The organism is Microbacterium mangrovi, from assembly GCF_000802305.1.
GTDB lineage: Bacteria > Actinomycetota > Actinomycetes > Actinomycetales > Microbacteriaceae > Microbacterium > Microbacterium mangrovi.
In genome coordinates, this window is record NZ_JTDK01000018.1 from 142,919 (window position 1) to 155,963 (window position 13,045).

The following is a 13,045-nucleotide window of genomic DNA, read 5'->3' on the forward strand; positions in this document are numbered from 1 at the left end:
GGGTCAGGAGACCGCGGGCTGGGCGGACTTCACCGGGATGAGCAGCGCAAGACCCGCAGCCAGCACGAACACGATGCCGAGGATGCCCCAGTACGGCTCGCCGCCGATCGTCACCATGATCCCGAACGCGGCCGGCGCCAGGAACGTCGCGGCGCGACCCGTGGTCGCGTAGAGCCCGAAGACCTCGCCCTCGCGCCCGGCGGGGATGAGCCGGGCCAGGAACGTGCGCGAGGCCGACTGGGCGGGCCCGACGAACAGGCACAGGATCAGGCCGAAGATCCAGAACACGGTCTGGCCGCCGTCGTGGAAGAGGAACACCATCGTTCCGCTGACGATGAGGCCCGCGAGCGAGACGATGATGAGCGGCTTCGGGCCGACGCGGTCATCGAGCGGTCCGCTCGCGATCGTCGCGATCCCGGCGACCACGTTGGCGGCGATCGCGAAGATGATCACCTGGCCCGCGCTGAACCCGAACGTGCTGGCCGCGAGCACCCCGCCGAACGTGAAGACGCCGGTGAGGCCGTCGCGGAACACCGCGCTGGAGATGAGGAAGTACACGGTGTGCCGGTTCACCCGCCACAGGCGCGCGACATCCTGTCCGAGCACGCGGTACGAGCCGACGAGCCCGACCTTGGCGCGTCCCGGCAGCCCGGTGTTCTCGGGCACGGCGAACAGCACCGGCAGCGCCGACAGCGCGAACCACACGGCCGCGATGAGCATCGCGACCCGAACAGACCAGCCGTCGGTCGACGTCACGCCGAACAGTCCCACGTCCGGGTGGATGAAGCCGAAGTACACGATCAGCAGCAGCACGATGCCACCGAGGTATCCCATGCCCCAGCCGAAGCCGGACACCTTGCCGACGGACTTCGGCGTCGACACCTGCGCGAGCATGGCGTTGTAGTTGACCGCGGCCAGCTCGTAGAACACCGTGCCCACGGCCAGCAGGCCGAGGCCCAGCCACAGGAACGCGGCATCCGCCTTCACCAGCGACATGAGCGCGAGACACAGCACCACGACGCCCGTGTTGATCGCGAGCCACAGCTTGCGGCGGGCCGAGGCATCCGCCCGCTGCCCGGTGATGGGTGCGATCACGAGCACCACCAGCCCGGCGACGAGCAGCGCGTTCGACAGCGCCACCGTCGTCGCGCTCTTCGGGCCGAACGACGAGCTCGTCAGGTACACGGTGAAGACGAACGTCGTCGCGACGGCGTTGAACGCCGCCGAGCCCCAGTCCCAGAGGCCCCAGGCGACCACCGGCCAGCGCGGGGTGCGGGTCGCGGGCCCGGCCGAGGAGGAGGGTGCTGCGGGCACGGCGTCCGTCATGCGCCCACCGTAGCGCGGAGCGGGTTCATCGCGCGTCAGACAGCGACGATCATCACGGTGCGCTTCGCGGTCTCGGTGACCTGGTGCGCGGGGGCGGGGGATGCCGTGACGGCGACCTCGGCGCTCGATCTGTCGGCGATGGTCGCCACGGTCATCACTCCGATGAGGCTGATCGCGGCCATGAGGGTGACGATGACGAGGCAGATGGCGAGTGTGAGGCGACGCTGCGCACTGCTCGTGCGGGGCGGCACGACGTGCACCGAGTGGGGTTGAGGCATGGGATTCCTCGGACGAAGATCGCGGGGGACGATCGGCGTGATTCGGGGGTGTGGCGGCCGGGAACGCCGCGCGGCACGAGCATATCGGCCGAACGCGAGTTCGGCCAGAGGGTGTACGAACGGCGCGCCGAGAACGCCTACCGTGAAGGGATGGAGTTCGACTTCGCCCGGCTGTCGCGGCATCCCGATGTGGAGGCGCCGAATCTGCACGCGGTGGATGCCGCCGACCGGCTGATCCTCGACGAGGCGGATGCCGGGCGCCCGGCATCCGGCGCGGTCGCCGTGATCGGAGACGCGTACGGCGCGCTGACGCTCGGTGCCGCAACCCGGTGGGGCCTCCCGGTGCGCACCCACCAGGACGGCCTGGTGGGGGAGCGCGCCCTCGCCGCGAACGCCGCGGACGCCGGGCTCTCGGACGCGTACGCCTCGTTCGAGCTGGAGGCCGGACTTCTCGCGGACGTGCAGTTGGTGCTGCTGCGCCTGCCCCGGTCGCTGGACGCCCTCGACGAGATCGCCGCGGACCTCGCGCGCTGGGCGGCGCCCGAGGTCGTGGTGGTCGCCGGAGGCATGGTCAAGCACATGACCCCGGCGATGAACGACGTGCTGCGACGCCGGTTCGCCCGGCTCGACGTGTCGCATGCCCGGCAGAAGGCCCGCGTGCTGATCGCCCGCGACGTGCTGCCCGCGGAGGCGTCGGCCCCTCCGGAGTGGCCGGCATCCCGCGTCGATCCGACCACCGGGCTCACGGTGGTCGCGCACGGCGCCGCCTTCGCCGGGGCGACGGTCGACGTCGGCACCCGGTTCTTGCTTCCCCTGCTCGCTGACGCCGTGCCGGATGCCCGCGACATCATCGATCTGGGCTGCGGGACCGGCGTCATCGCGGCATCCCTGGCCCGATCCCGCCCGCAGGCGCATGTGCGGGGGACCGACCAGTCGGCGGCGGCGGTGGCGTCCGCCCGCCTCACCGCAGAGGCCAACGGGGTCGCGGTCGCGGTGGCGCGCGACGACGGGCTCGGCGCGGTCGCGGATGCCTCGGCCGACCTCATCGTGCTCAATCCGCCGTTCCACATCGGCGCGGCCGTGCACACCGGCATCGCACTCAAGCTCTTCGCGGATGCGGCCCGCGTCCTGCGCCCGGGTGGAGAGCTCTGGTGCGTGTGGAACTCCCACCTGCAGTACCGCCCGCAGCTGGAGCGGATCGTCGGGCCGACGCGGCAGATCGCCCGCAACCGCACGTTCACCGTGACGGCATCCGCTCGCCGCCGCTGAGTGCCGCCTCGTTCAAAGTTGAGTCCACCGCACTCAACTTCATTTGACACGCCTGAGGGGCGAGAGTACAGTTGAGTCATCAGGGCTCAACCCTTCGATGAAGGTTCCGCCCCGATCCACAGACTTCATCTACCCCTATGGAAAGAGGACACAACATGGCACGTGCTGTTGGCATCGACCTCGGTACCACCAACTCGGTCGTCGCAGTGCTCGAGGGCGGCGAGCCCACGGTCATCGCGAACGCAGAAGGCTTCCGCACCACCCCCTCGGTGGTCGCCTTCACGAAGGACGGCGAGGTGCTCGTCGGCGAGACCGCCAAGCGCCAGGCCGTCACCAACGTCGACCGCACGATCTCGTCGGTCAAGCGCCACATGGGCACCGACTGGAAGACCCAGGAGATCGACGGCAAGGCCTACACGCCGCAGGAGATCTCGGCCCGCATCCTGCAGAAGCTCAAGCGCGACGCCGAGCAGTACCTCGGCGACACCGTCACCGACGCCGTCATCACCGTCCCGGCGTACTTCAACGACGCCGAGCGTCAGGCCACCAAGGAGGCCGGCGAGATCGCGGGCCTGAAGGTGCTGCGCATCATCAACGAGCCCACCGCCGCGGCCCTGGCCTACGGCCTCGACAAGGGCAAGGAAGACGAGCTCATCCTGGTCTTCGACCTCGGTGGCGGCACGTTCGACGTGTCCCTCCTCGAGGTGGGCAAGGACGACGACTTCTCCACCATCCAGGTGCGCGCCACCGCCGGTGACAACCGCCTCGGCGGCGACGACTGGGACCAGCGCATCGTCGACTACCTCATCAAGCAGTTCAAGGACACCACCGGTGTCGACGTCTCGGGTGACAAGATCGCCCTGCAGCGCCTCAAGGAGGCCGCCGAGCAGGCGAAGAAGGAGCTCTCCAGCTCCATGTCCACGAGCGTGAACCTGCCGTACCTGTCGCTCACCGACAGCGGCCCGGTGTCGCTGTCCGAGACCATCACGCGCGCCAAGTTCGAAGAGCTCACCAAGGACCTCCTCGACCGCACCAAGAAGCCGTTCGCGGACGTCATCCGCGAGGCCGGCATCAAGGTGTCCGACATCGACCACGTGGTGCTCGTCGGTGGCTCGACGCGCATGCCCGCCGTCGCCGAGCTCGTCAAGGCCGAGACCGGCAAGGAGGCCAACAAGGGCGTCAACCCGGACGAGGTCGTCGCCGTCGGCGCCGCGCTGCAGGCCGGCGTGCTCAACCGCGAGCGCACGGACGTGCTGCTCATCGACGTCACCCCGCTGAGCCTCGGCATCGAGACCAAGGGCGGCATCATGACCAAGCTCATCGAGCGCAACACGGCCATCCCGACCAAGCGCAGCGAGACCTTCACCACGGCCGACGACAACCAGCCGTCCGTCGCGATCCAGGTGTTCCAGGGCGAGCGCGACTTCACCCGCGACAACAAGCCGCTGGGCACGTTCGAGCTGACCGGCATCGCGCCGGCTCCGCGCGGCATCCCGCAGATCGAGGTCACCTTCGACATCGACGCCAACGGCATCGTGCACGTGTCCGCGAAGGACAAGGGCACTGGCAAGGAGCAGTCGATGACCATCACGGGCGGCTCGTCGCTGCCCAAGGAGGACATCGAGCGCATGATGCGCGAGGCCGAGGAGCACGCCGCCGAAGACAAGGCGCGTCGTGAGGCCGCCGAGGTGCGCAACCAGGCCGAGACGCTCTCGTACTCGATCGACAAGCTCATCAAGGAGAACGACGACAAGCTCCCCGCCGACGTCAAGTCCGAGGTGCAGGCCGACGTCGACGCGCTCAAGACCGCGCTCGCCGGTGACGACGACGCCACGGTCAAGACCGCGTTCGACAAGCTGAACCAGAGCCAGGGCAAGCTGGGCGAGGCGATCTACGCCGCGAACCAGGCCGCTCCGGAGGCTCCGGCAGACGCCGCGGCCGGAGCCGACCCGGCATCCGACGAGGATGTCGTCGACGCCGAGGTCATCGACGACGAGGAAGACCCTTCGACGGGTTCAGGGCAGGCGAAGTAATCATGGCGAAGGACTTCGAGAACACCCCCGAACCGGGTGACGACGAGGTCCGTCCGGGCGAAGGGTCGGAGGCGAATGCCTCCGGCCCTGCGCCGCAGGACGGGCAGGATGCCGCAGCATCCGGCGACGACGAGTTGACGGTCGACGACATCCTGGGCGCGGCCCAGACCGCGGATGCCGCGGCGGAGGACGCCGAGGATGCCGCGATCGCCGACCTCGAGACGCAGCTGCTCAACGACCTCAAGCGCCTGCAGGCGGAGTACGCCAACTACCGGCGTCGCACCGAGGAGCAGCGCGCCGTCGAGATCGACCGCGCCAAGGGCACGGCGATCAAGGCCCTGCTGCCGGTGCTCGACGACCTCGATCGTGCCGAGAAGCACGGCGACCTCGAAGAGGGCAGCGCCTTCGCGGCCATCGCCGAGAAGCTCCGGGGCGTGACCGGCCACATGGGCGTCGTCAGCTACGGGGCCCCCGGCGAGGCCTTCGACCCGCAGCAGCACGAGGCGATCGTGCAGGTGCCGAACCCGGCCGTGTCCGAGGCGACGATCCTCGAGGTCGTCGAGCCGGGGTACCGGCTCGGCTCCGTCGAGCTGCGTCCCGCCAAGGTCGTCGTCGCGGTTCCCGCGGAGTAAGGAGAGCCTATGGCCAGCCAGGACTGGTTCGACAAGGACTTCTACAAGATCCTCGGGGTCGACAAGTCCGTGAGCGACGCGGACCTGAAGAAGGCCTACCGCAAGCTCGCACGCCAGTACCACCCGGACTCCAACCAGGGTGACGCGGCGGCCGAGGCGCGCTTCAAAGAGATCAGCGAGGCGTACGCGGTGCTCTCCGACAAAGAGGAGCGCGCCGAATACGACCAGGTCCGAGCCATGGGCGGCGGCGCCCGCTTCACCGCGGGCGGCGCCGGCCAGGGCGGATTCGACGACGTCTTCTCGGGCATGTTCGGCGGCGGCGGCCGTGGCGGCCAGGCCAACATGGACGACATCTTCGCGATGTTCAACCAGCAGGGCGGCAGCTTCGGCTCCGGCCGGTTCGGTCAGCCCTCCGGCGGCTTCCGCGGGTACGGCGGCCCGACCCGGGGTCAGGATGTCACCGCCACGGTGACGCTGGACTTCATCGACGCCACCAGAGGCGAGACGATGACCCTGCAGGGCGCCACCGGCAAGCCCATGAAGGTGAAGATCCCCGCCGGCGTCACCGACGGCCAGAAGATCCGGCTGCGCGGCAAGGGGCATCCCTCGCCTGACGGCGGCCAGGCCGGCGACATCGTCGTGCAGGTCACGGTGCGGCCGCATCCGGTGTTCACCCGAGACGGGCTGAACCTCCGGGTGACGGTGCCGGTCACCTTCACCGAGGCGGCGCTGGGCGCCACCATCGAGGTGCCCACGCTCGGCGGCGCCCCCGTCAAGCTGCGCGTCGCCCCGGGCACTCCGTCCGGTCGCGTGCTGCGGGTCAAGGGCCGCGGCGTCGAGACCGCCAAGGGCACCGGCGACCTGCTGGCCGAGGTCGAGGTCGCCGTGCCGGCGCACCTCGACGAGCGCGCCAAGGAGGCCCTGGAGCGATTCCGGGAGGTCGAGCCCAAGGAGAACCCGCGCGCCGAGCTGATGGCGAAGGCGCGCGGCTGACACGCCTCGGGTGCGTGGCGACCGGCTGCGGTCTGGATGCCTCTCCTTCGCAGAGTGGGGCCCCTACCCCAATGCTCAGGAGAGCCATCCAGACCTTCGCCTCCAGCCTCGGACGGTGAGGCGGCCGGCCGCGCGAGAATATGGGAGAGAAGAAAGGGGTGGGTCCGAATGATCGACGGCGATGAGCTGGACCAGGAGGCCCCGATCCTCGCGATCGCGGCCGCGGCCGAACTGGCCGGAATGCATCCGCAGACCCTGCGCCAGTACGACCGGCTCGGGCTCGTGGTCCCGGCGCGGACGCAGGGCGGGTCGCGACGATACTCGCTGCGGCACGTCCACCAGCTGCGCGAGGTCGCGCGCATGTCGGCCGACGGCATGAGCCTGCCGGCGATCGCGCGCATCATCGAGCTCGAAGACCGGGTGCGCGAACTCCACGTGCGCGTGCAGACCCTGGAGATGCAGATGCGCGTCGAGGTCGAGAATCGGCCCGGATCCCGCGTGTTCGCGGCGGAGTCCAGCGGTTCGGTGATCTCGCTGCGCCGCGGCACCCGCCTGCGCCGCACCCGCGAGGTGGTGCTCTGGCAGCCGCGGGCCCTCCCGGGCGGGGATGCCACCGAGGCATCCGCAACCCCACCCGAAACCTCCCAGACGCCGTCCTCCGACGCATCCTGACCCGGTCACGCTAGCCTGCCCTCGGGGGACCCATGGGGAGGGGCAGGATGAACACCGTCACGGACATGCGCGACGCGGTCTTCTTCGAGGGCGACGAGCAGCGCACGCGGCTGAGCCGGTTCTGGATTCTGCTGCCCCTCGCCGCCGTCATCGCGAGCGCCGGGGTCATCGGCGACTCGGACGCGACCGTGATCGGTGCGATGATCGTCGCACCGCTGATGACTCCGATCCTCGGCATCGTGCTGGCCACGGTGCTCGGCGACCGGCGCAACCTCCTGTGGTCGTGGATGCTGGTCGTCACCGGCGCGCTGGCCGCCGTCGCGGTCGGCTACGCGATGGGGCTCGTCGACCCCTCACCGGTCGTCGCGGCGAACAACCCCCAGGTCGCCCAGCGCGTGTCGCCGGATCTGATCAGCCTGGTCGCCGCCCTCGCGACCGGCGCGGTGGGAGCGGTCGCCCTCGTGCGCAAGGACATCTCCGACACTCTCCCCGGCGTCGCGATCGCAATATCGCTCGTGCCGCCGCTGTGCGTCGTCGGCCTCACCCTGCAGTCGCAGGCGTGGGATCAGGCGCTCGGCGCGCTGCTGCTGTTCGTCACCAACGTGACCGCGATCCTCGCCACCGGGGTCGTGATCCTCGCCGCGTACCGCGTGGGGCCGGGGGTCGACAAACTCGACGAGAGCACGCTGGCCCGTCGGCGCCCGCGCGCGATCGTGTTCATCGTGATCACACTGGTGATCATCGGCATCCCGCTGGTCTCCACCTCGCTGCGCGTCACTCAGCAGTCGGTGCTCGAGAGCGACATCCACACGGCCGCCGACCCGTGGGCGCAAGCGCACGGGTGGCAGGTCGCGTCGATCACCACGAACGGGCCGGATGCCGTGGTGCGCCTTACCGGCCCCGAGCCGATTCCCGACACGTCCGATCTCGAGACGGCGCTCGAGCAGCAGGGCGTCGACCCCGCGGACATCACCGTCGAGTTCGTCCCCGCCGTGGTTCAGAAGCTCGGCGACTGAACCGGCTCGACCGCCTCAGTTCAGCGCGGACGTGAGCCGGGCCAGGCCGTCGAGGAAGGTGGCCTTGGCGGGCTCGTTCTTCCACTGCTCCAGGGTGAGTTCGCGGCCGGCATCCCGGTAGTCCTGCTCGACCGCGCGCATGGCGGCGACGAACGATTCCCCGCGCACCATCAGCGACATCTCGGAGTTGAGGCTGAACGAGCGGATGTCCATGTTGCTGGATCCGATCACGGCGATGTCGTCGTCGATCGAGAAGTGCTTCGAGTGCAGGATGTAGGGCGCCGGGTACAGGAAGATCCGCACGCCCGCCTTCAGCAGCGTCTCGTAGTACGACCGCTGCGCGTGGTAGACGAGACCCTGATCGCCGATCTCGGACACGAACAGCTGCACGTCCAGCCCCCGCTGGCACGCGGTCGTGATGGCGTAGACCATGGCCTCGTCGGGCACGAAGTACGGGCTCGTGAGGATGACCCGCTCGGTGGCGCCGTGGATGAGCGAGAGGAACAGCCGCAGGTTGTTCTCGGTCTCGTACGCGGGGCCGGACGGCACGAGCTGGCAGGTGAGGTTCTCCGCCGCGGGCGTCAGCGCGGCCACCGGGAGATGCTCGGTCGTGGACAGGTCCTCGCCGGTCTCGATCAGCCAGTCCGACAGGAACACCACGTTCACCGCGGCGACGATCGGACCGTCGAGCCGGGTGACGAGCTCCTGCCACATGAGGCCGCGCTTGATGTTCTTCGGGGAGTCGTAGTCGCGCGAGATGAGGTTCTGCGACCCCATGAACGCGACCCGGCCGTCGACGACGACGAGCTTGCGGTGGTTGCGCAGGTCGGGGCGCTGGTACTTGCCCTTGAAGGGCTGCACGGGCAGCATCCACGACCACTTCACGCCGATCCGGTCCAGTTCGGCGAAGGTCTTGTCGGAGTCCTTCACCTTCTTCGAGGAGATGTGGTCGGCCAGCAGGCGCACCGACACGCCGCGCTTCACGGCGCGCTCCATCGCGGAGAAGAAGCCGCGCGTGGTGTCGTCCCAGGCGACGATGAAGAATTCGACGTGCACCCACGCGGTCGCCTCGTCCACGGCGGCCGCCATGGCGTCGATGGATGCCTGGTAGTCGGGCAGCAGCGTCGCGCCGTTGCCGGTGACGGCCGGCAGGCTGGTGAGCGTCTCGTTCTGCTGGATGACCCGGCGGAACCAGCGCGGCTCGGCGGGGTCGTCGAGGGCACGCTCCTCGGCCGGCGTCACCTGCTCCCGGATCAGGCCGTTGATGCGCGCCTGCTCGTCGCGCCGCTTCGCCGGCAGCCGGAAGTTGCCGATCAGCAGATAGATCAGCACCCCGAAGATCGGCAGGATGAAGATCAGCAGCAGCCAGGCCATGGCCGCGGTCGGCTTGCGGTCGCGCGGGATGTAGATCAGGGCGACGATGTCGATCACGACGACGATGAGCCAGGCGAGACCCCAGGACAGGTTCGACAGCAGAAGCGAATCCATACCCGAAACACTAGGGGTACATGAGGCGCCTCTCACGCACCGCTACGCGGCGGACTGATGCCCGCGATAGTCGGGTCGGGGCGGCTGCTCCGGGTCGAGTGCCCCCTCGCCGCCGGCGCGGCCTCCGTACGGGCGGCCGTGGTCGGCGAACTCGTCGCGCTCGAACACCAGCCGCCACGGGCCCATCACGATCTGCGCACCGCTGCGCAGCACCTCGCCGAGCACGTGCAGCGACGGGATCTGCGCCTGCGCGTGGCTGGTGCTGGCCGGTCCGTGCAGGATCAGCACGTACTCGTCGTTCTCGTCGTGCGTGATCTCGGCGTGCATCGGCTCGATCTCGCTGAGCTGCAGTTCGCAGTGCGCGGCCGATCCGATGCGGGCGTGGTCGCCGTTGATCAGGAACGTCTCGTGCAGGCCGTCGCGGGTGATGATCAGCCGGGGGGATCCGGCGCCCCAGCGTGCGTGCGTCGTCGTCGGTCCGTGCGCGGCGCCCTCGTGCCGGGATTCGGGTTCGCGGCCCTCGAGTTCGGTGTGGGATCCATGCGTGTCCATGGTGCGCTCCTCGGTCCGGTCCGGAGGCACCCTGACCCGAGTCGGGGCGAACCCCGGGCGTCCCTCCATTGTCCCTCCGGCTCGGGTCCCGGGGCCCGTTCTGCGCGCGTTCGAGGTCAGACCACCGCGACGGTCTCCTGCAGCGCGTGCACCACCGGTGCGAGTTCGGGTTGGGCGGATGCCTCGCCCAGCACGCGCTCGAGGGTCTCGTCGTTGACCGGGTGCGCCTGGTCATAGAGCGCCCGGCCCGCGGGGGTGAGTTCGGTGTAGATGCCGCGCCGGTCGTCGGCGCACAGGATGCGGGTGAGCAGGCCGCGGTCTTCGAGTCGCGTGACCAGGCGCGTGGTGGCGCTGGGGCTGAGCGCCGTGGCGCGGGCGAGCTGCTGCATCCGCATGTGCCAGCCGTCCTGGCGGCTGAGGGCGTCGAGCACCGTGTACTCCACGACGGACAGGCCCGCGGATGCCCCGAGGGACCGCTCGAGCTCGGCCTCGATCAGGTTGTGGAGAGCCGCGAGGGTGCGCCAGCCGCGCGCGCGGATCTCGACGGCGTCGTCTGCGATGCCCATGGGGGCCTCCTGGTCTCGGATCGTCCGGGGACGAAAGTAGTTGCTTGCGCTGGTTACTTGCGTGTGCAATGATTGTTCCTGCTCACGCAATATCCCGCGTCTGCAACTACTTTACCACTGGAGCGATCACATGCCACTGGGACTCGTCGCCCTCGCCATCGGGGCATTCGGCATCGGACTCACGGAGTTCGTCATCATGGGCCTGCTGCCCGAGGTCGCGACCGACTTCGGGGTCAGCGAGGCCGCGGCCGGCTGGCTCATCTCCGGGTACGCGCTCAGCGTCGTCGTCGGCGCCCTGGGCATCACGGCCGCCACGATCCGCCTGCCGCGCAAGCCCGTGCTGCTCGGCCTCGTGGTGCTGTTCATCGTCGGCAACGCGCTCACCGCGATGGCGCAGGACTACGGCGTCGCGATGACCGGGCGCGTCATCGCCGCGCTCTGCCACGGTGCGTTCTTCGGCATCGGATCGGTCGTCGCCGCCGGACTCGTCGCCCCCGACAAGAAGGCCCGCGCGATCGCCATCATGTTCACCGGGCTCACCGCCGCCAACGTCCTCGGGGTGCCGTTCGGCACGTTCCTCGGGCAGCAGTACGGGTGGCGCGCGACGTTCTGGGCGATCGCCGGCATCGGCATCCTCGCCTTCATCGGCATCGCCGCACTCGTCCCCGCCGTGCGCGATTCCGCCCAGCCGGTGAGCCTGCGGCGGGAGCTGCGCGCCTTCCGGTCCGCGCAGGTGTGGCTCTCGCTCACGGTGACGGTGCTCGCCTATGGCGGCATGTTCGGCGCGTTCACGTACATCGCCTACACCCTCACGCAGGTCACCGGCTTCGCGACGACGGCGGTGCCGTGGCTGCTCGTGCTCTTCGGCGCCGGCCTCGTCGTCGGCAACTGGGTCGGCGGGCGCCTCGCCGACCGCTCGATCGACGGCACCCTGATCGCCTTCATCGCCGCGCTCGTGGTGGTGCTCGCGCTGTTCGGGATGCTGGCCGGCTCCAAGCCCGCCGTCATCCTCATCCTCGTGCTCATGGGCGGGTTCGGCTTCGGAACCGTGCCCGGTCTGCAGAGCCGCATCATGCGGTACGCTGACGGCGCGCCCACCCTGGCCTCCGGCGCCAACATCGGCGCGTTCAACGTCGGCAACGCGCTCGGCGCCTGGGCCGGCGGACTCGGGATCGCCGCCGGACTGGGTTTCACGGCACCGATCTGGATCGGAGCCGCCATCACCGCCGCCGCCCTCGTCGTGATGATCGCAGTGGCCGCCGCCGCCCGCGCCCCCCGCCGCGAACCGGCCGCCTCCACCCGCCCGATCACCGCCCTCTGACCGGCATCCTCCCGGCCGCCCCAAGAAAGGACCCCCATGACCGTCCCCCTCATCACCCTGAACAACGGCATCCCGATGCCCCAGCTCGGCTTCGGCGTCTTCCAGGTGCCCGACGACGAGACCACCGCCGCGGTGGCCTCCGCCCTCGAGGTCGGCTACCGCAGCATCGACACCGCCGCCCTCTACGGCAACGAGGCCGGCGTCGGCCGCGCGATCGCCGACTCCGGCCTCCCGCGCGACGAGATCTTCGTCACCTCGAAGGTGTGGATCACCGACCACGGGTACGACCAGGCGCTGCGCGCGTTCGACGCGTCGATGGACCGCCTCGGGCTCGACGTGCTCGACCTGTACCTGATCCACTGGCCGGCACCCGGGCTCGGCACCTTCCCGGACACCTGGCGGGCGCTCGAGAAGCTGTACGCCGACGGACGCGTGCGCGCCATCGGCGTCTCGAACTTCGAGCCCGAGCACCTCGACGCGATCGCCTCCGAGACCGGTGTCGTGCCGGCCGTCAACCAGGTCGAGCTGCATCCGGCGCTGCGCAACCGTGCCGTCGAGGCGGCGAACACCGCGCGCGGCATCGTCACCGAGGCGTGGAGCCCGCTCGCGCAGGGTGCCGTGCTCGGCGACGACGCGATCGTGCAGATCGCCGAACGGCACGGGAAGAGCCCCGCCCAGGTGGTGCTGCGCTGGCACCTGCAGCAGGGCCGCGTGGTGATCCCCAAGTCGGTGACGCCCGCCCGCATCGCGGCGAACCTCGACGTCTTCGACTTCGACCTCGACGACACCGAACTGGCCGCGATCGACGGCCTCGACCGCGACGGCCGCACGGGCCCGCACCCGGCTCGCTTCAACGGCTGATCGGGATGCCGGCGGGGCGGATGCACGGGGTTCCGGCA

At 70.0% G+C, this 13,045-nt stretch carries 13 protein-coding genes; 8 read left to right on the forward strand and 5 right to left on the reverse strand.

All coding sequences use genetic code 11. The features are described from left to right. Positions 1–3: 3 nt before the first annotated feature. Both LK09_RS18000 and LK09_RS18005 read right to left on the reverse strand, forming a co-directional pair. Positions 4–1,326 carry an MFS transporter gene (locus LK09_RS18000; RefSeq protein WP_039402614.1) on the reverse strand — a complete coding sequence of 441 codons (1,323 nt, stop codon included), beginning with the start codon at positions 1,324–1,326 and terminating at the stop codon, positions 4–6. 35 nt (positions 1,327–1,361) lie between these two features. After that, positions 1,362–1,604, reverse strand: coding sequence for a hypothetical protein (locus tag LK09_RS18005; protein ID WP_156138898.1), 243 nt, complete (start codon positions 1,602–1,604; stop codon positions 1,362–1,364). Positions 1,605–1,754: 150 nt separating this feature from the next. On the opposite strand from LK09_RS18005, the gene LK09_RS18010 reads away from it, so the two are divergent. The 6 genes from LK09_RS18010 to LK09_RS18035 all read left to right on the forward strand — a co-directional run bounded on the left by LK09_RS18010 (position 1,755) and on the right by LK09_RS18035 (position 8,219). Then, a complete protein-coding gene (locus tag LK09_RS18010) occupies positions 1,755–2,873 on the forward strand; it encodes a class I SAM-dependent methyltransferase (protein WP_039402705.1) in 1,119 nt (372 codons plus the stop codon). A gap of 155 nt (positions 2,874–3,028) precedes the next feature. Further along, positions 3,029–4,906, forward strand: a complete 1,878-nt coding sequence (dnaK, locus tag LK09_RS18015) for a molecular chaperone DnaK (protein ID WP_039402618.1) — start codon at positions 3,029–3,031, stop codon at positions 4,904–4,906. A 2-nt stretch (positions 4,907–4,908) separates the two neighbouring features. Further along, entirely contained in the window at positions 4,909–5,538 is a 630-nt protein-coding gene (locus LK09_RS18020; RefSeq protein WP_039402620.1) for a nucleotide exchange factor GrpE, read from the forward strand. A gap of 9 nt (positions 5,539–5,547) precedes the next feature. Then, positions 5,548–6,531, forward strand: a complete 984-nt coding sequence (locus LK09_RS18025; RefSeq protein WP_039402622.1) for a DnaJ C-terminal domain-containing protein — start codon at positions 5,548–5,550, stop codon at positions 6,529–6,531. 168 nt (positions 6,532–6,699) lie between these two features. Then, complete coding sequence (locus tag LK09_RS18030) at positions 6,700–7,203, forward strand: heat shock protein transcriptional repressor HspR (RefSeq protein WP_052226968.1); 504 nt, start codon at positions 6,700–6,702, stop codon at positions 7,201–7,203. Between the two features lie 47 nt (positions 7,204–7,250). Then, positions 7,251–8,219 carry a DUF389 domain-containing protein gene (locus tag LK09_RS18035; protein ID WP_052226969.1) on the forward strand — a complete coding sequence of 323 codons (969 nt, stop codon included), beginning with the start codon at positions 7,251–7,253 and terminating at the stop codon, positions 8,217–8,219. A gap of 15 nt (positions 8,220–8,234) precedes the next feature. Here LK09_RS18035 and cls read toward each other — a convergent pair whose 3' ends face one another. From cls to LK09_RS18050, 3 genes are all read right to left on the reverse strand, one after another. After that, the gene (gene cls, locus LK09_RS18040) at positions 8,235–9,707 is read right to left on the reverse strand and encodes a cardiolipin synthase (RefSeq protein WP_039402626.1); all 1,473 of its coding nucleotides are present in this window, start codon (positions 9,705–9,707) and stop codon (positions 8,235–8,237) included. A gap of 42 nt (positions 9,708–9,749) precedes the next feature. Continuing rightward, positions 9,750–10,259 (reverse strand): FHA domain-containing protein, encoded by a 510-nt coding sequence (locus LK09_RS18045; protein WP_082008373.1) that lies wholly within the window; start codon positions 10,257–10,259, stop codon positions 9,750–9,752. A 116-nt stretch (positions 10,260–10,375) separates the two neighbouring features. After that, entirely contained in the window at positions 10,376–10,825 is a 450-nt protein-coding gene (locus tag LK09_RS18050; protein WP_039402628.1) for a MarR family winged helix-turn-helix transcriptional regulator, read from the reverse strand. A gap of 130 nt (positions 10,826–10,955) precedes the next feature. Between LK09_RS18050 and LK09_RS18055 the strand changes: the two genes are divergently transcribed. Both LK09_RS18055 and LK09_RS18060 read left to right on the forward strand, forming a co-directional pair. Further along, positions 10,956–12,146, forward strand: coding sequence for an MFS transporter (locus tag LK09_RS18055; protein WP_039402630.1), 1,191 nt, complete (start codon positions 10,956–10,958; stop codon positions 12,144–12,146). A 36-nt stretch (positions 12,147–12,182) separates the two neighbouring features. Then, complete coding sequence (locus LK09_RS18060) at positions 12,183–13,007, forward strand: aldo/keto reductase (RefSeq protein WP_039402632.1); 825 nt, start codon at positions 12,183–12,185, stop codon at positions 13,005–13,007. The last annotated feature ends 38 nt before the right edge of the window (positions 13,008–13,045 follow it).